This is a genomic window from Vibrio sp. 10N.286.49.E11 (genome assembly GCF_041469505.1).
Lineage (GTDB): Bacteria > Pseudomonadota > Gammaproteobacteria > Enterobacterales > Vibrionaceae > Vibrio > Vibrio crassostreae_C.
The window spans coordinates 1-20,832 of sequence record NZ_JBFRKQ010000025.1 but is presented as its reverse complement, the minus strand read 5'-3'; the positions used below and the strand labels follow the sequence as shown (position 1 = coordinate 20,832).

Here is a 20,832-nt window from a genome sequence, read left to right as displayed (position 1 = left end):
CTAGCATCTAGCATCTAGCAAGAATAGAAAAAACAAAGCCCGAACCTAGGTTCGGGCTTTATCAATTCAATCTGATTATTACTCGTTATCGATCGCTTTCAGCACTTTACATGGATTACCGACTGCAACCACATTGGCTGGGATGTCTTTGGTTACGACACTGCCCGCGCCAATCACGCTGTTTTCGCCAATGGTGACACCGGGGCAGATAATTACACCACCGCCAAGCCAAACATTGTTGCCAACATTAATCGGTGTGCCAAACTCAACGCCTTCTTCTACACGGCCTTTCACATCGAGTGGGTGACCTGCAGTCAGGATTTGAACGTTCGGACCAAGCAGCACATTGTCGCCAATAGTCACTTCAGCCACATCCAAAATCACGCAGTTAAAGTTAGCGTAGAAGTTCTTGCCTAGCTTGATGTTCGAGCCGTAGTCACAACGAAATGGAGGTTCTAAATGCGCATTTTCACAGTCCGGAATGAGCTCTTGCGTTGCTGCTTCCCATTCAGATGTGCCAGGAATACTGTTATTGAGTTTTTGAAGCACCTTGCGACATTCGATACGAGCTGCATAAAGCTCTTTATCCCAAGCCTGATAAGGTTCACCTGCTAGCATTTTTTGTTTTTCTGTTTTCACGTTACTTACCTGTTCTCACATCAATTAGCTATTTTCATATTACTTATCTAGCTTCACATTACTTAACTAATGGTGGTCAATTCATCGACCAAAAACGCAATATCGCACATCTAAATAACAGTGAATAAGGAGTGTTTGAGCTTGGTTTAAGAGATGCGCATCTCGTCACTTTTTGTAGGTAAAATATGAAATTCGAACAGTGCTAATTTAGCTTCGCTATCGAATCACGTAACACCAAACTACCAGTGGTATTGATGGTGGTCGCTTGCTCTGTTTCACCGACAATTTGCAGGATCGCCTTTTGCGTCATTTGCTCTAATGGCACACTCACAGACGTTAAGCTTGGCGTTAAAAACGCCCCCACTTTGCTGTTATCAAAGCCGACGATCGAAACATCTTGAGGCAATGAGTACCCAAGTTCAGTTAACGCCTTAATCGCACCAATCGCCATATCATCGTTTTCAGACAAGATAGCAGTGAATGTGGTTCTGCTTTTTGCCAAAGCCTGAGCCGCGTGATAACCGCTCTCCATCGTCCAATCACCTTGAACAACTTTGGACTCATCTAATGCAATATCCTGCTTAGTTAACACATCTTGATAGGCTTGGTAACGCAACTCATCGGTCGAAGAACCGGCTTTACCACGAATCACAGCAATATCGGTATGACCCTGCTCGATGATGTGTTCAACCATCAAACAAGCGCTCTGATAGTGGTCGGTGGTAATGGCATGATTAGGCTTCGACGGCATTTCCCGGTTGAGTACCAGAATCGGTGTGTCAGTGCTTTCGATGATCTTTGCAATCTCACTTTCGGTTAAGCACTGTGGGTAGATGATGATGCCCGCGCACTTCATATCCAGCAGGAAGTTGATCGCCTTTATTTCGTCTTCAGCGCTGTGTTTGCCATCGGTGATCACCAGTTGGTGATTCGACTTTTCGCTATAAGAAGCCGCGTGATACATCAAGGAAGAAAAGTAAGGGCCATTGAACAACTCATTGGTGATTACAAAGCCGATGAAATTGGTCTTCTTGGTCGCCAATTGCTGAGCCAACAAGTTCGGTCGATAACCTGTTTCTTGAATCGCATCAAATACCTTTTTCACCACATCTGGGCGCACGATGTTCTTGCCATTTAAGACACGAGAAACGGTCGATTTAGATACGCCTGCGCGGTTCGCGACATCAAGCATGGTTACCATTGGCTTCTCTTCCTTTATAAAAAATTAGCCGACATAGGCCGACTAATTCATTGCAAAATGACAGCTCACAGTTCACATAACTGCGCTGGGAAATGCATTCTAAATAGTGGCACCGTTAGATGCAATCACGCCTTTATACCACTCAAACGACTTTTTTCGCTTGCGTTCTAGTGAGCCAGATTGATCGTTATGCTTATCTACGTAAATGAATCCGTAGCGTTTTTTCATCTCGCCCGTGGTGAACGACACTAAGTCGATACAGCCCCAAGGGGTGTAACCCATCAAATCAACACCGTCGATCGCAACGGCTTTTTTCATCTCTTTGATGTGGTCTCCAAGGTAAGCGATGCGGTAGTCGTCATTAATGCTGCCATCTTCTTCAATGGTATCAACCGCGCCAAAACCGTTCTCAACGATAAACAATGGCACTTCATAACGTTCATACAGAGACGCTAAACAGAAACGCAAACCCGTTGGATCAATTGGCCAGCCCCAATCGCTAGACTGGATGAACGGATTATCGACTGAGTTTTCGTGACCGCCGTCCATCGCTTCATCGGTCGACTGATGCGAAGAAGAATCCAAAGTATTCGACATGTAGTAGCTAAAGCCTAAGTAATCGGCCTTACCTTCTTTTAGGATCTGCTCATCTTCTGGCTTCATCTCAATGTTGAAGCCTTTGATTGCCCAGTCACGCTTGGCGTAATTTGGGTAGTGACCACGAACCATCACATCCGAGAAGAAGTAACGATCACGCATCGCTTGCTGTGCCACCATGATATCTTCTGGCTTTGAAGAACGAGGGTAGAAAGGCACCATCGCACACATTGCACCGATTTGAAGATCTGGGTTAATTTCGTGACCTTTCTTAACCACTAAAGCACTTGCCACAAACTGGTGGTGAACCGCTTGATACATCGCCTCTTGCGGCTTTTCACATTGTGGGAACTTCACGCCAGAGCATAACCAGCCAAAGATATCTGCCGAAGTATTCATCTGGTTATTTATCTCATTGAACGTCATCCAATACTTCACCTTGTGCTGGTAGCGTTCCATCACTGTGCCCGAATACTTAACGAAGAAATCGATCACTTTACGGTTCATCCAACCGCCGTATTCTTTGGCTAAGTGGTAAGGCATTTCAAAATGGCTCAGCGTCACTACTGGCTGAATGTCGTATTTCAACAGCTCGTCAAACAGATCATCGTAAAACGCTAATCCCGCTTCACACGGTTCAGCTTCATCGCCATTTGGGAAGATACGCGTCCACGCGATACTGGTACGGAAACACTTAAAGCCCATCTCAGCGAATAACTTAATGTCTTCTTTGTAGCGATGGTAGAAATCCACTGCGACTTGGTTAGGATAGTTTTCGCCATCAATCACGCCATCGGTGATTCGACGTTGTACACCATGAGCGCCCGCTGTTAATACATCAACAACACTGACACCTTTACCATTCGCATCCCAGCCGCCTTCTAGTTGATGCGCTGCTACTGCACCGCCCCATAAAAAATCGTTCGGAAATTCGTTGTTCATACCATTACTCGCTACAAGTTATTCGTGAAAAAGATCAGGATTAGAGAGCTCATTGCAACTCTGAAACCGATTTCAATAAAAGAAAAGATACAGGTTGAAACCGGTTTCAGCAATAGTTGAAAGATCTTTTTTGATCGAACTACAGACTAATCAACAGTCAGCATTACGATCAATGCTGCTCAAAATACTGATCATGCTGAGATTTGCCGGATAGGTCTTGAGTTCCCGGGTAGAACTGGACGAGTGTCTGATCGGCTAAAGTGAGGTGAATCCAACCCTCTTTGACTTTCAGCCAATTGGTACCGTTGGTCTCATAGACGGCAGGAAACTTGCCCCAGCCAGACTCTGATACCTGCAGCTCTTGAAATAGGTTAATCGGGGCTAGCTTATTGCTGTCGAAGTTTGCGTCGGCATAGACAGATAAAGGCTCGATGGCATCGTTTGACTTAAACGTATAACAGCTCACAGAGGCTGAAGTGCGATCAAACCACTGGTAAGGTTGTGCACCGATTAAATCGTAGACCGTGCAATCATTGAATTGAATCGCCCACTCTTGGTGAGCTTTAAAACCGAGGTAACCTATGGGTTGTGATGGTTCAGGCTTTGAGTCCGCCTCCTGCTCATACACCGGTTCTGAGGTAGCACATCCCATAAGCCCAAGACTAAAAAGGAAAGTCACAGCAAGCTTCATCATTGTCATACCTCAGTTCCGTTAGTAGATGAGTAACTCAATTAAGTCTCTACATTAAACGGTAAGTTCCAAACGATTACCATCCGGATCGAGTACACAGCTCTCATAATAGCCATCGCCTGTTCTTCTTGGGCCATCTAAGCGCTCATAGCCGTCTTCGACCAAGTGTTGAGTCAGTTGATCGACCGCCTGTTCCGAACCTAATGATATCGCCATGTGAATGAAGCCTGTGAACTGGTCATAGATGTCGTCTTTCGATTCAGGGACAGAGTCCATTTCCATAATCTCTAAACGACTTCCCGTATCAAACGAGAGGAAGTATGAAGAAAACCCTTTAGTTGGGTTGTGATATTTTGAGTTCAATGTCGCGCCGAGATAATCTTCATAAAATCGCTTCAGTACTTCGAGTTGTTTGGTCCAAATTGCGATGTGTTCAATCTTCATTTTGTTTGCCTAAGTTTGATGTCTAACGCTAGATTACTCATCAAATAAGGAACAATAAACAGAACGAAATTGTTCCTGATTAACGGGCTCGATTTTATGTCCATAACTGCACAGTATTGGCATCTATGTTTGTGTAATAGTTATCTTTCCTCCATAGTCAGGTTTTACACAATCTGAGATTCAAACTGTGAGCTTTTTAAAACTGATACTACTTGCGGCTATATGGGGAGGCTCGTTTCTTTTCATGAGAATGGCCGCCAATCCATTAGGGCCCGCAGTCTTAATTGAAGCGCGAGTTCTGTTTGCAGCACTTACTCTGCTTTTAGTTTCTTTCTATTTAAAAAAGAAGCTCTCTTTTCATGATCACGCAAAACACTTCTTCATTCTCGGCCTGTTTAACACCACACTTCCTTTTTTGCTTTTCGCTTATGCCGCGCAGACACTTAACGCCTCGACACTCGCCATCTTGAACTCTACCGCGCCAATATGGGCGGCAATCATTGGTGCAATATGGACCAAAACAGCACTCGAGGCGAAAGTTCTATTGGGACTTGGGATTGGGGTAACAGGAGTTGGCGTGTTAGTCGGTTGGGATGCGATGAACATTGGCCGTGAGGCTATGCTTCCTATCTTTGCAGCAGTGATGGCGGCCTTTAGCTACGGAATAGCGTCAAACTATACCAAACAAGCCCCTAAAGTTGAGGCATTCAACAATGCTCATGGCAGCATGTGGGCTGCGGTATTGCTGGTTTTGCCGTTTGTATTCTTTATTCCGATGAGAGAAACACCCGACGTTACGATCACTACATCGGTTGTCTTATTAGGCGCGGTATGTACTGGGTTAGCGTATCTACTTTACTTCAATCTCGTCTCTGAACTCGGCGCACCTTCAGCCCTGTCCGTGACCTTCATCATTCCGGTATTTGGTATTCTATGGGGTAACTTATTCTTAGATGAAGCAATTGGCATCAATACGATTGTTGGTTCAATTCTGGTTATCACCGGCACCATGTTGGTGACAGGAATGACGCCTTCTAAGATGATAGAGAGCGCCAAACAGAAACGAGCAGCAAGAGCGGCTCGTTAATCAGCCATATATTGCTGAATCTTGTTTCTCAGCCACTGATGAGCAGGGTTCAAATCGGTTCTTTTATGCCAAATCATGTATTGCTGCATCGGTAAGATTTCAAACGGCTGATCAAGGACTTGAAGCTGGAAGGATTCGGAAAATTGATTGGCAAAATCACGCGATGTACTGCCGACACAATCTGAGCCCGATACCAGCACACACATGGTCATCAGCGAGTCACACTCGGCACTCACTTTTCTCTGTTTCAGTGGCGACTTGGTAAAATAATCTGCCGTGTATAAACGGGTTCGACGCATTCTAAAAGTAACATGCTTTTCGTTGTAATATTGCTCTTGCGTCACAGAGCCATTGATTCTCGGATGCCCCTTTCGAGCTATCAGCACCAACTCATCTTCAATCATCGGCTGCTTCATGTAGCCGTTAACTTGCGGGTAATGGATATCAATCGCTAAATCAGCTTGTTGCATGCTCAAGCCTTGCAATAATTCTTCTTCGTTGTTCGGCACCATATTGAATTCAATCGAGATATTGCCCAACGTCTCATCTTGCTCGACGAGAGGTTGAAGCTTGGTTAATCCAATCTCATTCACCAGGATACGAAACACATGATGCTGCTGATTATCAAATGTCTTTAAAGTGCTTACTGCGCTGCTTATCCCTTCTAGAGCAGGCTCTACTCGGTCTGCCAATTGCACCGCAGCGTTAGTCGGAATAATCCCACGCCCTTCACGAATAAACAGGTCGGTATCAAGCTGAGATTGCAATCGCTTCAATGCCCCACTAACCCCAGGCTGAGTCATACCAAGCGATTCTGATGCAAGCGTGATCGACTTTAATCGATACACTTCTAAGAACACGCTCAATAGATTTAAATCCAACTTTTCCACGTCGCTCACCGTTACTCTCCCTGTCAATGTGGTCTTAATCAATCATAGGTCAGGATTCGTCTTCGTCGCCCAACCATTGCATGATTCAATACATAGCCAATCGTGATGTATTAAATAAAGCTTACTTTATTTTTTGCTATATGTCTTATTCCTATAATCGCCTCAACGAAACAAAATTCTGAAATGAAGAGGCTCTTATGACGACTTCACGCACGTTCAAAAATGCATCACTGTTCCTAGCTATCTCGCTCGTATTCCCTGCAGTTGCAGCTAACCATGACCACGCACACTTCAGCGAAATTGGCGATCAAGGTGGCAAAAGCGCAACCGAGATGACGACCAAAGCAAACCAAGAGTTCGCAAAAACACTGAACTTTGCCGACACTCGCGCTTTCGACAATAACAACAAGGGTCTTATTGCTAGCTTCGACCAAGAGACGGGCGACATCATTCGCAATAGCTTTAACTTTATCGACCCAAGTGTGACGAATGCAGACCAAGCACCAGATTCAGTAAACCCTTCACTGTGGCGCCAAGCGGTATTGAACCAAGCAGCAGAAGGCTTATATGAAGTTGTTCCGGGTAAAGTTTACCAAGTTCGAGGTGCTGACTTAGCGTCTATCTCTTTCATTCGTAGTGACAACGGTTGGATCGCTTACGACGTTCTTCTTACCAAAGAAGCGGCCGCTAAATCACTCAAATTCTTCAAGAGCAATGTGCCTGATGGCGGCGAACTGCCCGTCGTTGCTATGATTTACTCTCACTCGCACGCTGATCACTTTGGTGGCGCAAGAGCAATCAAAGACGCATACCCAGATGTAAAAGTGTACGGTTCGAAAAACATTACTAAAGAGATCGTCGACGAAAACGTATTGGCGGGTAATGCAATGTCTCGTCGTACCGCTTATCAGTATGGTGCAACCCTGAACCGACACGAGCACGGTATTGTTGATGCTGCACTGTCGAAAGGCCTATCAACCGGTAGCATTACTTACGTACTGCCAGACTACGAGCTGAACCATAACGAAGAGATTGAAACTCTGGTTATCGACGGCCTAGAAATGCAATTCATGGATGCTTCAGGTACCGAAGCGGCCTCTGAAATGGTCTAAGAAGATCAACGAGATGTTAATCACTTGGGGTGAAGAAACAGAGGTGTTGTTTGCGTCTCACTCATCGCCAATCTGGGGCGAACAAGAGATCTCTGATTACCTAAAAATGCAGCGTGACGCTTACGGTTTTACTCATAACCAAACGCTTCGCTTAGCCAATAACGGCGTGGTTCTGCAAGACATCGGTGACGAGATTTACAAGGTCATGCCAGACAGCATCCAACAGTCTTGGCACACCAACGGTTACCACGGTACTTACTCTCACAATGCTCGCGCTGTGTACAACATGTATCTTGGTTACTTCGACATGAACCCAGCTAACCTAAACCCGCTACCAATCAAGCCAGAGTCAGTGAAGTTTGTTGAGTACATGGGCGGCAGCGACGCTGTGATTGAAAAAGCGCAGCAAGATTTCCAAGAAGGTGAATACCGCTTCATTGCAACAGCACTGAATAAGGTGATTCAAGCTGAGCCAGAGAACAAAGTTGCACGTGGCTTATTGGCAGATACATACGAGCAGTTGGGTTATCAATCAGAAGGTGCAGGTTGGAGAAACATCTACCTAACCGGCGCTCAAGAGCTTCGCATTGGCACACAACCGGGCGCACCAAAGACTGCATCTCCGGATGTGTTAGCGAACATGACCATTGAGAACTTGTTGGATTACTTAGCAGTTAAAGTGGATTCGCTAAAAGCACAAGAAACACCATTTACGTTGAATATTCAGCTACCAGACGTGCAAGAGTTCTACTACGTTGAAATGTCTAACGGTAACCTGAACAATATTCAAGTGAGCGAGCTACAAGACGCCGATACAACACTGATCATCAATAAGTCTGACGTGTCTGACATCGTGCTTAAGAAAACAAACCTAGGAAAACTGTTAGAAGACGGACAAGCAGGCGTGAAAGGTGATAAGACATCACTTAACAAACTGCTGTCTTCACTGACAGAAGCTGACACCTCTTTTGAGATTGTACCGCGCCCAAGTAAAGGCGAAGAAGTTGATGCAGAGCTATACCAAGATTCAGCGGTACACGCTCATTAAACGCCGGATACACTAAATAAAAACAACAGCAGTTAGCTAGAAAAACGTTCTATAAAGAACATAAAAACAAGCCCCTCCCTTTTGGTTGGGGCTTTCTTATTTGTTCTCAATATATGCTTCTGAATCGCTATTGAGTTTGCCCGTTTACGTCGCAATCCCAATAAGAAGGTGAACCATAATATTGAACAAAGTAATCGATAAATACGCGCACCTTTGGTGCAAGTAACTGAGCACTCGGGTATACCGCCCAGATAGCCGCCTCATCCTTTAAAGGGTAATCCGGCAACACCTCAACCAGCGAACCTTCCGCGAGCTGCTTGTATGCTATCCAACTCGCGCATATGGCAATGCCCAAGCCATCGACACATACATCCCTTACCGCTTCACCGTGATCGACGCGGATAGCACCTAGGCTCTCTTCGAGTTTTCCGATATGAATACTGGCTACCGGAGGTGACAACCCAAGCTCTTGTCCTGCTTGACCTATATTGTGCGTAGACGCGAGTCGCACAAACAATTTTAGATGTTCAATGTTCATCAATAATGGCTAGCCTGCGCTGAGTACACGCTGCTTATTGGCCGCAGCGGCACGGGGAATAATGTGAGTTTTAATATAGGCATTAAGCTTAAACCATGCAAAAGCGCCCGCTAAAACATTGGCGACTGTCGCAGCAATAACCGCATTGACCATGTCTCCGGTTATCGAGCCGATCCATAAAGCGGGAATGTAGAAAACAAACAAGCGTAGGAAAGAGACATTCAAAGCTTTACGCGGCACACCCAAGGCATTAAAGACCGACGCAACCAACATGCAAAGCCCAAGCGGCCCATAGCTGAACGGTATAAATAACAAGGTCACTTCAAACCAGCTGCGTATGCTTTGTTCTTCCGAGATAACAGGAATAATCCAGCCACTAAACAGCGCCAACAATGTTGCCATCACGGTGTGGAAAACCAATAAGAACTTCGCTGTTGTATTCAATAGCTCAGGGATTTTGCATCGCTGCTGCGCCCCTATGTAACGACCAATCATAGGCGGGATAGACATCGTCAGAGCAAGAGAAAACACCAGCATAAAACTTTCAACACGGACGAGTAAGCTCCAAAAAGCCATCTCATCGGTTCCGATTCTCGCAATCAATAGCATTGAGAAGAACGCGCTGACCGCAGGTAATATCTGATTCGCAGTGGTTGGCATTACCGTCTTGAATAACTCAAAACTGTAGCCTTTGATTCGGTTACTGCACGCGCCATTGAAGCCAAACCAACCTTTGCCGCGAGACTTGATTAGCATGTAGATTGCGCCGAATGCGTAGCCAATGCTCGATGCGATCGCCGCCCCTGCGATGCCCATATCCAATCCAAAGATCAGAATAGGGTCGAGAATTAGGTTAATCACGCTAGCAGCCAAGAACATGCTTCCGGTTGTTTTGGTATCGCCATTGGCACGATAAACGCAGGTGGCCAGATAAAGCACCGCCACCATCAATGCACTGAACAACCACAGTGGCCAGTACACATTAAAAATAGACAGCATGGATTGGTATTGAGCGTCAGAGACATCATTCACAAACGACGCAAAAACAGAATCGCTAAAAACAATCAGCCCTATGCAGATCAAAGCAATCACCAACACTCCAAATCCAACCGACAGCGTCGCAATTGAAGTAGATTTACGTTGTTCTTTTGCCCCTACCGCTTGAGAAATAATGGACGTTGCCGCCACACCGATGCCCACTTGAACCCCGGTAAACGCTGCTTGAAATGGCAAGGTGATACCGTGAACCGCCAACTCATTCACCCCTAGCTGACCAATAAAGATCGAATCGACCAATTGAACCATCATGATCGCAAACACACCCAGCGTCAGTGGCAGCGTTTTCTCAATGATGGTTTTCAAAGTCGCGGATCTCATCTGCATAAGTCGGTTCACTCTTGTCTGTACCTTGGGGCTAATTACCTAGTTGAGCAGTATACGAAGCTAAATGAAAAGGATAAGAGCACCAAACAAGGAATGAGTTTTTAGATTTCGTTGACAATCGAATTAGCAAGATACCTTCAACGTTAAAATATCCATCTAAGAGACTGAATAAATTGAAATTATAAAACCCGCCAACACTCTTAATAATTCGTTAATAGTGTTTCGTTTAATGGTTAATTGTTGGTTCGAACATTCCTCGTTAGCCTGAATTTAGGTCGCATTCACACTGAATAGGCTGAAATGAAATCTCTCAGAAGGAATATGGAAATGGCATATCAAGGTTATACAACGTTTAAAGCTCAAGCCGAGGATGGGATTCTTACCGTCACTTTTGACTTCGGTACTGTGAATGTTCAAGGGCAAGAGACTTTGATGCTGACGAAGCCGAAGCACTCAAAGCGGAAGCTTATTGGTTGTATCAAGCTACGAGCAAAACCCCTGCGGTTAAGCGCTTCCAAATTGCCGATGAGCAAGGCCTAGAGCACGATATGGAAAACCAACGTAACTGGGAAACTCTGGTTATGAACGTTCAAGACATCAAATAACTCGGTCACTTCTCTTAATTTGGGTCAGCCACAAACTGACCCATTGTCTTACTTAGTCGTTAAACGCCAACGGTTAACCACCAAGTGTTAAAATGGTCATTATTTGCCCCATAGACTCACATTTGAGTCTTCAGCTTGTGAGCCAAATGCAACTATGTGTCATTAATCTTTGTTATAACGTTGTTCAAACTATTTTTTGAAGGACGGAATATGCAAAAAATAATTCTGATCACAGGTGCCACGGATGGCATTGGTTTAGAGACCGCAAAAGCACTAACGCAGCAAGGGCACCATGTTCTGATTCATGGCCGCAACCCAGTTAAGGTCAATAAAGTCGTGACCGCTTTGTCTCGCCTGTCTAAGAATGCAATCATCGAAAGCTACATCGCAGACCTATCGACGCTCTCTGAAGTTGAGGCGCTCGTAACCCAAATCAAAAGCGATCACAAACGACTCGATATACTCATTAACAACGCAGGTGTGTATAAGGTGTCGGACATCACCACTCCAGACAATCTTGATGTACGTTTTGTCGTAAACACCATTGCGCCGTATCTCCTGACACAAAAGCTGCTTCCTCTTTTTGATGCGACAGGTCGTATCGTCAATCTATCTTCAGCAGCCCAAGCACCCGTCGATTTAGAGGCATTAATCAGCCCGAGTGCGGGTGAACTTGATGGTCCGGTTTACGCGCAAAGTAAGCTGGCGCTAACGATGTGGTCCATCGAATTAGCCAATACTCTTTTAGACAAAGGCACCGCAATTATCCCTGTAAACCCAGCCTCTTTCCTTGGCAGTAAATTAGTAAAAGATGCTTATGGCGTTGATGGAAACGACCTAGCGATTGGAGCCGATATTCTTTGTCGTGCTGCGCTCAGTGATGAGTTTGCCAACGCTTCTGGTCAATATTTTGATAATGATTCTGGGTTGTTCAAAGACCCGCACGCCGACGCATTAGACAACACTAAGAACCACAAGCTGGTGACAGTGCTTAATCAATTACTCGAAGAAAAGCTGTGCGTTACGCACTGATCATTAATTAGTAAAAAACGACCACTAACACTCCCCCCACACACGATCCAAGCCGCAGTTCTATCCATACAGACAAAGAACTGCGCGCTCTTTCGATTATTAAAATTTCTTTAATACTGATTCCCCGCTTTGCCCAATTATCACCCAAGATGCAGATTGCTAAACTTGCCCTCGTCGAAACAACACAGGCTACGGCCGAGGAGCATTTATGCGTTTTGAAGGTAAAGTTTATCGTCCTTGGATGGAAGCAGAGAGCGTACTCATCCAGACAACATTGGGGTGCAGTAACAACCAATGTACCTTCTGCACGATGTTTGATGATAAGCGTTTCAAAGTAAGAGATATCAAAGACATCTTTGAAGATATTGATGCGGCGAGAAAAATCTACCCGCATGTAGAGTCTATCTTTTTAGTCGATGGTAACGTAATGGCAATCCGAACCGAGATGCTGATTTCGATTCTGGATTACATCAAAATCACCTTTCCAGAGATCAAGAACATTTCTCTGTATTCAGGGTTCAATGACTTTCGCCGTAAGAGCTTGTCTGAATTAAAAGAGATTAAGTCGGCAGGTTTAAGCATGGCCTATTCCGGCTTGGAGTCCGGTGACCCAATTGTGCTTGAACGCATTCAAAAGCGCATGACGCGTGAGCATGCAATTGAAGGTATGAACTTAGCCCGTGAAGCAGACATCAAGGTGCTGGCTTCTTTCATCTTTGGCCTTGGCGGCAAAGAACGTTCTGTAGAGCATGCGATTAATACCACCAGCTTGCTGAACATCATGCAGCCAGATGCAATTGCACCGATGGCTTTAGCCGTTCAACCGGGGTCGGTGTTGGAAAAAGAAGTAAACCGTGGCGAGTTTGTTTTACCAACGCCATTGCAGATTCTGGAAGAAGAAAAATACTTGCTCGAAAACCTAGAAGACTTCGATTGCTACTACTGGGGCGACCACGGCAATAACATCTCACCAATGCGTGGTATGTTGCCTCAGGCTCGTAAGCCGTTTCTTGACAAGATAAATCAAGACATCGCGCATAACCCAATCACTAAGCAAAACGTCATTAAAACCTTTGCTTGGTAACGAGTAACCTCTACATCGTTTGAAGCAGCCACAAAAAGGGCCAGTATCAGCTGGCCCTTTCATTTTCTAGTTATGTCGCTCTCTATCGAACTACCTGGAGCCGACCGCTCGGACTAATTCTGCGATTCCATCCCAATCACCCTTGTCCATTTTGTCTGTCGGTACCATCCAAGTTCCACCGCAGGCAACGACTGATTTCAGTGCTAAGTAAGACTCAACGTTCGCTGGGCTTACTCCGCCTGTCGGCATAAAGTTAACCGGATAAACAGCCGTCAACGCTTTCAACATAGCAACACCGCCAGATGGCTCTGCTGGGAAGAACTTTAGTGTCTTAAGCCCCATTTCCATTGCTTGTTCAACCAAGCTTGGGTTATTCACTCCAGGAACGATCGTAACCCCTCTTTGCTGACAGTATTTGACTGTGGTTGGATTCAAACCTGGGCTAACAATGAAATCAACACCCGCATCAATGGCAGTATCCACCTGATCTGTAGTAAGCACAGTACCTGCGCCAATCAGTAACTCAGGGTAGGCTTCACGCATCAAACGAATCGACTCTGCTGCCGCTTCTGTACGAAATGTCACTTCAGCACAAGGCAAGCCATTTTCAACCAGTACTTTCGCAAGCGGCACAGCCTGAGCAACGTCATTAATGGCGATCACCGGAACGATGCGAATATCTCTGAGTCGCTGTTCAATTGTTTTCATTGTTCATTTCTCTCATTATCAAACAGACAAATTAAGCCAAGTCGCTGCCGTTGCTTGCGATCACTTTTTTGTACCAGTGGAATGACTTTTTAGGAATACGATTTAACGTACCATTGCCTAGGTTGTCTCTGTCCACGTAGATAAACCCATAGCGCTTGCTCATCTCTCCGGTCGACGCCGCAACAAGATCGATACAACCCCAAGGTGTGTAACCCATCAATGGTACACCGTCTTCCATTGCTTCATGCATCGCAACAATGTGCTGACGAAGGTAATCAATGCGGTAATCAGCTCTTACAACGATATGTTAAGCGCTCACCAGCCGTATCAACACTATCCAGATCAGATCAAAAAGGCGTTAGCTAAGTTCGGCCACACCTCTCAAGTAGCAGGCTGTGTTCCTGCGATGTGCGACGGGGTAACTCAAGGGCAACCAGGCATGGATATGTCTTTGTTTTCAAGGGACTTGATTGCTCAATCGACCGCTCTTTCACTGAGTCACAACGTGTTTGATTCAACCCTATTGCTTGGCATTTGCGACAAGATAGCTCCAGGACAACTGATGGGCGCGCTCTCTTTTGCGCATCTACCAACTGCCTTTGTTCCGGCAGGCTTGATGGCAACGGGCATCAGCAATGATGAGAAAGTACACATTCGCCAAGAGTACGCGGCTGGCAAGGTAGGAAAAAGTGCCTTACTGGATATGGAGTGCAACGCTTATCACTCAGCGGGCACCTGCACTTTTTACGGCACAGCCAATACCAATCAGCTGGTATTTGAAGCGATGGGGCTGATGCTTCCGGGCTCAGCGTTTATTCTCCCTGACTCTGAATTGCGCGCATCACTCACTCAGCATGCCGCCATTGAAATTGCTTCAATGACACCACAAGCCGCAAACTTCCGCCCACTTTCTGAAGTCTTTACCGCTAAAAGCTTAATCAATGGCATTGTTGCCCTACTCGCATCAGGTGGCAGTACCAACCACAGCATTCACATGGTCGCGGTAGCACGCGCAGCAGGATTTATTCTGACTTGGCAAGACATCAGCGATCTATCCGATGTGGTGCCTTTACTTGCTCGAGTTTATCCCAACGGCCCAGCAGATATGAATGCGTTCCAAACGGCAGGCGGAGTTCCCGCGCTGCTACGCCGTTTAGATCAAGCCAACTTACTGCACCGAGATGTCACACCTACCTTTGGCTCGTTTGAAGATCAAATGAGTATTCCAGAGCTTGAAAATGGAAAGCTAACGTGGAAAAAGTGCAAACAGTCGGCAGATGCATAGGTAATTGCAGGCCAAGAACAGGTATTCCAAAGCACAGGCGGAACGCGAGTCCTTTCAGGGAACCTTGGCAACGCAGTGATTAAAGTGTCAGCGGTTGCAGAAGAGCAACGTGTAATAGAAGCACCTGCGGTAGTTTTTGATTGCCAACATAAGGTAGAAGCTGCGTATCAACGAGGTGAGCTCAACAAAGATTGCATGGTTGTGGTGATAAATAATGGACCAGCTGCGAACGGTATGCCTGAACTGCATAAGCTCATGCCGATTCTAGGTAATGTTCAGAAACAAGGGTTTAAAGTGGCTCTGGTTACTGATGGGCGCCTTTCTGGAGCCTCAGGAAAGATCCCATCCGCGATTCATGTCTCACCAGAGGCTATTCGAGGAGGAACTATTGGGCTTGTTCGCGAAGGCGATATCCTGCGCTTAGATTGCGCGAGTGGCGAACTCAATAACCTCAACGACATGCAATCTCGCCAAGCGAAGGTATTTGAGGCAGACGCCAACCAGCAAACCATGGGGCGCAACCTATTTAGCGTGATGCGCCAAAGCGTTTCGAGTGCAGAACAAGGGGCGAGTTTTATCGTCTAGCTGTGTCACTACTTAAATGTAAAAGCAAAAGGGGCATCATTTCGATGCCCCTTTCAGTTTCCACGATACTTGGTTAAACGCTTTCGCCATCAGTGATGCGATAGCCCATATCCACTACCGTTTCCGTGACTGGCTCACCTTTCAATCGGGCAAGCAGTAGCTCGGCACTTTTCTTACCTATTTCATAACGTGGCGTATCCACGCTAGTCAGTTTTGGGCGTATGGTTTGACCAATATCTAACGCGTTATAGCCCACCACAGATAGCTGTTGCGGCACTTGGATTCCACGTTGCTGGGCAATGAGCAAGGTACCTATCGCGATGTCATCATTGGTGCAGAACACGCCATCTAGATCTGGGTAATCCGCAAGAGCGCGATCAAGCAGATCTTCAGCCAAAGAGAAGTTAGAGTGCTGTTCAGTCAACACGTGTTTAGGCTCTAATCCAGCCTCATACATCGCTTTGTCATAGCCTTGCAAACGCAACTTGGTTCGCGCATCCAATCGAGCGCCAAAGTAAGCAATAGAGCGTTTACCAGCTTCAATCATTCGCTTCACGACATGGTAAGAAGCATCAATATGGTCCAAGCCAACAACCATATCGATCGGATTGGTTGGGAGTTCCATCGTTTCAACAACAGAAACACCTGAATTCTTGATCATCTGTAACGTGCGGGGGGTGTGGTGGCTTTCCGTCAATATCAACCCATCAACTTGATACGAAAGCAGCGAAGCAATCTTTTCCTCTTCTTCCACAGCATCATAGCTAAAGTGAGCAAGCAACGTCTCGTAGCCATTCTCTTTAGTAACCGTTTCGATACCTTGAACAAACGCGGCAAAGATTTGGTTTGATAACGAAGGGAGCAAAATACCGATCGCTTTACTCGACGATTTAGAGAGCATAGCTGGCGCTTTGTTTTCGATGTATCCCATCTCTTCAATAACCGCTGCAATTTTAACGCGAGTTTTGGCTGCGACTGAATCGGGATTGCGCATGTAACGAGAGACGGTCATCTTTGTGACCCCCACTTTGTCTGCAACATCTTGAAGTGTGGTTCGAGTTTTCTTCTGCTGTTCTGTCATAACTATTTGAACTCTTTATTATGTTACAAGTAACATTATAAAGTTCTCACCGCCTCAAGTTCAACCCATTCGTTGTCATCGACACATAGTATTGAAATCGTTCTACCATCGGCAAATTAGTTTGGCGTTAACGAAAGGTTGGTATCACGCATGCTTGATGAAAGCTTGGCTTAACTGCTGAAAGAGTGAGTCTACGTTGGGTAGAGTTGTCAGATGTGCGGACAACGGAGTATGAACTTGCGCGTCCACCACGGTTGGATTGTCACAAACTTGATTATAAAAATTTACGGGTGCAACGATGTTCTCTAAGTCGACATCCAACAAGATACAGGCTTGCGAAAGTACAATTTGGCCGCCCCCTTGTTTAAGCAAAACACGCTGCGCAGTGCCCACTATTTTTTGTTTGTTGATATTGAGATTGTAATCACCATCGCAATAAGAACCGGGAGTCGCGTGTACATCCACATCGATACCCAGTTCTTTAAAAAACAGGGTTAAGATATTGCACAGATGTAGATACGCTTTTTGGATGTTGTAGGCTTCATCACGAGGCCAATGGTAAATGTGCGATAAGTTAATGATCCCCGGCAGTTGGGGAACGGGAGCGCCGCCTGTTTTACGTGAGGTGAGTTGCCAACCTTGTGCCGCGAGTTGTTTTCTAGACTCTACGGTCACAGGCCACTTTTTACCTGCGGGCAAAACAAGTGTCGGCGCTTTTGCTTGCCACAACATTAAGGCTTGCCCAATCTCACCCGCCTGAATTTGCTGCAATAATTCAGCTTCTTTTTCAAACGCACGATCAACATCAATGTGCGGGTAACGTACGAGTTTATTGGTTAACTTCAATGCACTTTCCTCTACAGATTGTGGTGACCTATCATTTAACGTTCTGCAATGGTTGATGAGATATGGGACTATGTGCGATGAAACATAGCACCAAAAGTTAGTTATTGGCGCCATAGTAGCTTGTCAGTTGCCCATCTCAAAGGTGAGTGCTAACATTTGTACACACACCAATAAAGGAATATATCATGGACACTAGAATTCAATTTCGTGTTGATGAAGAAACAAAACGCCTAGCTCAACAGATGGCTGAGAGCCAAGGTCGCACACTGAGTGGTGCTTGCCGTGAGCTTACTGAGCAACTCGCTGAGCAACAAAGACAGACATTATCTCACGATGCATGGCTAACTGAACAAGTAAACCTAGCATTTGAGAAGTTTGACTCAGGAGAATCCGTTTTCGTTGAACACCAAACTGCTAAATCTCGAATGGAAGAACGCAAAGCCAGAATACGTAATCGAGGTAAGCAATGATTTTATGGGAAGAAGAATCACTCAATGATCGTGAAAGGATCTTTGAGTTTATCTATGACTTCAACCCTGATGCGGCAGAAAACGCTGACAACCTCATTGAAACAAAAGTAGAAAACTTGCTTGAGCAGCCTCTAATGGGTGTACAGAGAGACGGCATTCGTGGGCGATTACTTATAATTCCTGAGATTTCAATGATCGTCTCCTATTGGATCGAAGGCGACATTATCCGAATTATGCGCGTACTCCACCAGAAACAAAAGTTCCCAATGGATTGATTACTTCCTCTGGGCAACTAGCCCAATTAAGGGGTGAACAACGCCTCCACCCAACCTAAAGCATTGTGCCATAAACACTTAACTTGAAGTAGGAGCAAAAGTGCCAAGCGTTGTGAATCCCTCTTAAATTGCTTGTTATAACACAATTGCTACACGTCACTTTCCGTTAGTATCTGACGACAATTTCGTACTGTAAGGACGCGAATTTCATGGCTGAGGCTATATATGATTCGATAGTGACCAAACAAAATTTCACGGTAATTGGTATGAGGCAGCTCAGGAACCATTCGCCCCATGTCAGGCATACTTGAGAGTAAATCAGTTTTATCAAAAACCTCATTAACCCAGTTTTCTGCCGCCACTGGATTATCCAGTGAAATAAACTCGGCTGCATCACCTAACTTTTGTAATGCTAGTGGTGACCAGACTACTTTCATTTCTTAATGCGCCCCAATACTTGAGCACGAGCGTCTTCATTGGAAACACCTAAACCTGAAGCTAATTGTGCTTCAGCAGTACGCATTTCTTCCAGTAACTCGATCTTCTCTTGCATTGCTTCATATTCTGCAACATCAAGGACAACCGCAACACCCTTACCACGTTGTGTGATAACTAGTGGTCTGCGAGTTTCGTTAATCTGTTTAATAAATGACGTCACGCCAGCACGAAATTCAGACAAAGGCTGAATATCTTGATCAAAATGGATGCGGCTCATGTTGAACTCCCTATGGTACAATTTAATGTACAAATAATAGTTCAAATAGCAATTTTGAGCAATAGCCTGATTTTGTGTTATAGCCCTGTTAAGGTGTGAGCAACGCAATACCGATGCTACCGTATACCGCCTTAAACACTGAACGCAACGCATAATAAAAATGCCACGCGTTGCGAATCAGTCTTAAATGCTTGTTAGCTCACATCGTAAAACTGACCTACATATACTACAAATTCTTCCAAATTTAGATCCAATACACCCCAATCTCTATCCTCTACTCTCACATCACTTAACGATGCTATTTGTCGTATTGAGTTAGTTAAACTGATCCATAACATCGCGTGCTTATATGATATTTGAAATGCGACTGGAACTAGCTGTTCAAAAGTTGGTAATATCGCATGGGCTGACTGAACCAAACAAATTGCTTTCATTTCTCCTAATCGTTTATAGCTAGCATCTTTTTTAAATCGGTCAAATTGTTTTAGGTGCTCATCGATATTTTTACAATGAATCGCATGTTTACTCCAGTGAAAAACAATACTGAAGTCTCTTCGATCAAGAAAAAATGCCTCAAGCATAAATGATACGACTTGCCCTAACTCCTTAGTGAGTTCTTTTTGTTTTCGTTTCTCTGGTATCACAACAACCAACAAGTAAAAAAACAAACTGACTATATAACCTACACATAGGTTAAATATGATTGAGTTCCCCAACTCAAATTTGTAAAACACCGTCCCTAAAAAGGTATCCGATAATAAAGAAATCAACGGTTCATCCGATGATTTAAACAATAGAAGTACCGCAATAACTAAGAACGACCATATAAGGATTTTTTCAATAACCTTCACAACTTCCTCATGTGAGCTAACGCCAAGCTAACGTGCCCGAAACCGTGGCATACACTTTTGCGAAGCAAAAATGCCACGCGTTACGGGTCACTGTTTAGCGTCTTGTTATGGCGCTTTACTTGTAGTGTTGCTGACACCACTTTTCCCAGTTTGTTTCGCCCAAAAGCTTTCGAGCCTTAATGGTGCGAAATACGTTGATAAGTCCCATACAAATACCAAATAGAGATGCTGAGACAAGATACGTTACCCAATTACTTGGCTCTGAATGCCAAAAAAACACCCACATCAACGCTCCCCATAATAGCCCCATAAATAAACCATGGGTTATGAGTATTTTTGCAGGAGATTGAAAAGCTAGAGGCTTTTGGGAAGGGTCTTTATATCTAGACCAAATAAACCCTGTTGGCTTAGTTAAATCTGCAGGGACACCCTTCTCAATTAGGTGTTTTTGAATGAACTCTGCCTTTTCCATCTTCACCTCGCTATGCGCACGCTAGTTTTAACTCTAGGACTTTACAAAGTTTATCGAGAATTATGATTGAAGTGCTGCGACTGACTTCAAAGTCTGACTGCGCCATAACGAATGATATGGACTCCCTCTACCTGACACTCTGCGTGCCATACTTACTTAGTACACGCTGAAGAACTGGAGGTTACTATGTCCACCATTCAAACTATTGGCGTTGACCTTGCCAAGAATGTGTTCAGTATTCACGGCGTTGA

General features: G+C 45.0%; 20 protein-coding genes and 4 pseudogenes. 8 read left to right on the top strand and 16 right to left on the bottom strand.

Annotated features, from left to right (window positions below):
* Nucleotides 1-78: 78 nt before the first annotated feature.
* The 5 genes from AB4167_RS04075 to AB4167_RS04055 form a co-directional block, all read right to left on the bottom strand.
* Nucleotides 79-639 (bottom strand): sugar O-acetyltransferase, encoded by a 561-nt coding sequence (locus AB4167_RS04075; RefSeq protein WP_017064028.1) that lies wholly within the window; start codon nt 637-639, stop codon nt 79-81.
* A 202-nt stretch (nt 640-841) separates the two neighbouring features.
* Entirely contained in the window at nt 842-1,840 is a 999-nt protein-coding gene (locus AB4167_RS04070) for a LacI family DNA-binding transcriptional regulator (RefSeq protein ID WP_372136168.1), read from the bottom strand.
* Between the two features lie 99 nt (nt 1,841-1,939).
* Nucleotides 1,940-3,379 carry a 6-phospho-beta-glucosidase gene (locus AB4167_RS04065; RefSeq protein WP_372136167.1) on the bottom strand — a complete coding sequence of 480 codons (1,440 nt, stop codon included), beginning with the start codon at nt 3,377-3,379 and terminating at the stop codon, nt 1,940-1,942.
* A 169-nt stretch (nt 3,380-3,548) separates the two neighbouring features.
* Nucleotides 3,549-4,073, bottom strand: a complete 525-nt coding sequence (locus AB4167_RS04060; protein WP_372136185.1) for a hypothetical protein — start codon at nt 4,071-4,073, stop codon at nt 3,549-3,551.
* 51 nt (nt 4,074-4,124) lie between these two features.
* A complete protein-coding gene (locus AB4167_RS04055; protein ID WP_372136166.1) occupies nt 4,125-4,514 on the bottom strand; it encodes a VOC family protein in 390 nt (129 codons plus the stop codon).
* Between the two features lie 187 nt (nt 4,515-4,701).
* On the opposite strand from AB4167_RS04055, the gene AB4167_RS04050 reads away from it, so the two are divergent.
* The gene (locus AB4167_RS04050) at nt 4,702-5,601 is read left to right on the top strand and encodes a DMT family transporter (RefSeq protein ID WP_017059463.1); all 900 of its coding nucleotides are present in this window, start codon (nt 4,702-4,704) and stop codon (nt 5,599-5,601) included.
* On the opposite strand, the gene AB4167_RS04045 is transcribed toward AB4167_RS04050, so the two are convergent.
* The gene (locus AB4167_RS04045; protein ID WP_017059462.1) at nt 5,598-6,500 is read right to left on the bottom strand and encodes a LysR family transcriptional regulator; all 903 of its coding nucleotides are present in this window, start codon (nt 6,498-6,500) and stop codon (nt 5,598-5,600) included. The two genes, AB4167_RS04050 and AB4167_RS04045, sit on opposite strands and share 4 nt — an antisense overlap.
* Nucleotides 6,501-6,688: 188 nt before the next feature.
* On the opposite strand from AB4167_RS04045, the pseudogene AB4167_RS04040 reads away from it, so the two are divergent.
* Nucleotides 6,689-8,651, top strand: a pseudogene (locus AB4167_RS04040) (alkyl/aryl-sulfatase).
* A gap of 127 nt (nt 8,652-8,778) precedes the next feature.
* Here the strand turns inward: AB4167_RS04040 and AB4167_RS04035 are convergent.
* Together AB4167_RS04035 and AB4167_RS04030 are read right to left on the bottom strand one after the other, a co-directional pair.
* Nucleotides 8,779-9,189, bottom strand: a complete 411-nt coding sequence (locus tag AB4167_RS04035; RefSeq protein ID WP_372136165.1) for a LysR family transcriptional regulator — start codon at nt 9,187-9,189, stop codon at nt 8,779-8,781.
* 9 nt (nt 9,190-9,198) lie between these two features.
* Nucleotides 9,199-10,572, bottom strand: coding sequence for an MATE family efflux transporter (locus AB4167_RS04030; RefSeq protein WP_372136164.1), 1,374 nt, complete (start codon nt 10,570-10,572; stop codon nt 9,199-9,201).
* Nucleotides 10,573-11,018: 446 nt separating this feature from the next.
* On the opposite strand from AB4167_RS04030, the pseudogene AB4167_RS04025 reads away from it, so the two are divergent.
* The 3 genes and pseudogenes from AB4167_RS04025 to AB4167_RS04015 form a co-directional block, all read left to right on the top strand.
* Nucleotides 11,019-11,177, top strand: a pseudogene (locus AB4167_RS04025) (enoyl-CoA hydratase/isomerase family protein); the annotation flags it as partial.
* Between the two features lie 210 nt (nt 11,178-11,387).
* Nucleotides 11,388-12,209, top strand: a complete 822-nt coding sequence (locus AB4167_RS04020) for an SDR family NAD(P)-dependent oxidoreductase (RefSeq protein WP_372136163.1) — start codon at nt 11,388-11,390, stop codon at nt 12,207-12,209.
* Nucleotides 12,210-12,417: 208 nt separating this feature from the next.
* Nucleotides 12,418-13,293: a radical SAM protein gene (locus tag AB4167_RS04015; protein WP_017087617.1), complete on the top strand. Its 876-nt coding sequence runs from the start codon at nt 12,418-12,420 to the stop codon at nt 13,291-13,293.
* Nucleotides 13,294-13,383: 90 nt separating this feature from the next.
* Here the strand turns inward: AB4167_RS04015 and AB4167_RS04010 are convergent, their stop codons facing one another.
* Both AB4167_RS04010 and AB4167_RS04005 read right to left on the bottom strand, forming a co-directional pair.
* Nucleotides 13,384-14,001: a bifunctional 4-hydroxy-2-oxoglutarate aldolase/2-dehydro-3-deoxy-phosphogluconate aldolase gene (locus tag AB4167_RS04010; protein ID WP_102398561.1), complete on the bottom strand. Its 618-nt coding sequence runs from the start codon at nt 13,999-14,001 to the stop codon at nt 13,384-13,386.
* A gap of 31 nt (nt 14,002-14,032) precedes the next feature.
* Nucleotides 14,033-14,299 (bottom strand): annotated as a pseudogene (locus AB4167_RS04005) (family 1 glycosylhydrolase); the annotation flags it as partial.
* Here AB4167_RS04005 and edd point away from each other — a divergent pair.
* Nucleotides 14,282-15,871, top strand: a pseudogene (gene edd, locus AB4167_RS04000) (phosphogluconate dehydratase); the annotation flags it as partial. The pseudogenes AB4167_RS04005 and edd overlap by 18 nt on opposite strands.
* Nucleotides 15,872-15,944: 73 nt before the next feature.
* On the opposite strand, the gene AB4167_RS03995 reads toward edd, so the two are convergent.
* Both AB4167_RS03995 and AB4167_RS03990 read right to left on the bottom strand, forming a co-directional pair.
* On the bottom strand, nt 15,945-16,952 hold the full coding sequence (locus tag AB4167_RS03995; protein ID WP_017059450.1) for a LacI family DNA-binding transcriptional regulator: 1,008 nt from the start codon (nt 16,950-16,952) through the stop codon (nt 15,945-15,947).
* 144 nt (nt 16,953-17,096) lie between these two features.
* Nucleotides 17,097-17,798, bottom strand: a complete 702-nt coding sequence (locus tag AB4167_RS03990) for a biotin/lipoate A/B protein ligase family protein (RefSeq protein ID WP_372136162.1) — start codon at nt 17,796-17,798, stop codon at nt 17,097-17,099.
* A gap of 185 nt (nt 17,799-17,983) precedes the next feature.
* Between AB4167_RS03990 and AB4167_RS03985 the strand changes: the two genes are divergently transcribed.
* Together AB4167_RS03985 and AB4167_RS03980 are read left to right on the top strand one after the other, a co-directional pair.
* Complete coding sequence (locus AB4167_RS03985) at nt 17,984-18,268, top strand: hypothetical protein (protein ID WP_017059448.1); 285 nt, start codon at nt 17,984-17,986, stop codon at nt 18,266-18,268.
* Nucleotides 18,265-18,543, top strand: a complete 279-nt coding sequence (locus AB4167_RS03980; protein WP_017059447.1) for a type II toxin-antitoxin system mRNA interferase toxin, RelE/StbE family — start codon at nt 18,265-18,267, stop codon at nt 18,541-18,543. Before AB4167_RS03985 ends, AB4167_RS03980 begins: the two co-directional genes overlap by 4 nt.
* Before the next feature lie 149 nt (nt 18,544-18,692).
* Here AB4167_RS03980 and AB4167_RS03975 read toward each other — a convergent pair whose 3' ends face one another.
* The 4 genes from AB4167_RS03975 to AB4167_RS03960 all read right to left on the bottom strand — a co-directional run bounded on the left by AB4167_RS03975 (nt 18,693) and on the right by AB4167_RS03960 (nt 20,581).
* Complete coding sequence (locus AB4167_RS03975) at nt 18,693-18,980, bottom strand: type II toxin-antitoxin system RelE/ParE family toxin (protein WP_017064044.1); 288 nt, start codon at nt 18,978-18,980, stop codon at nt 18,693-18,695.
* Nucleotides 18,977-19,258 carry a type II toxin-antitoxin system Phd/YefM family antitoxin gene (locus tag AB4167_RS03970; RefSeq protein ID WP_011080399.1) on the bottom strand — a complete coding sequence of 94 codons (282 nt, stop codon included), beginning with the start codon at nt 19,256-19,258 and terminating at the stop codon, nt 18,977-18,979. The genes AB4167_RS03975 and AB4167_RS03970 overlap by 4 nt, the downstream gene beginning before the upstream one ends.
* A 194-nt stretch (nt 19,259-19,452) precedes the next feature.
* Nucleotides 19,453-20,109 carry a hypothetical protein gene (locus tag AB4167_RS03965; protein ID WP_017072146.1) on the bottom strand — a complete coding sequence of 219 codons (657 nt, stop codon included), beginning with the start codon at nt 20,107-20,109 and terminating at the stop codon, nt 19,453-19,455.
* A 115-nt stretch (nt 20,110-20,224) separates the two neighbouring features.
* Nucleotides 20,225-20,581 (bottom strand): DUF6404 family protein, encoded by a 357-nt coding sequence (locus AB4167_RS03960; RefSeq protein ID WP_017060183.1) that lies wholly within the window; start codon nt 20,579-20,581, stop codon nt 20,225-20,227.
* Nucleotides 20,582-20,832: the final 251 nt, after the last annotated feature.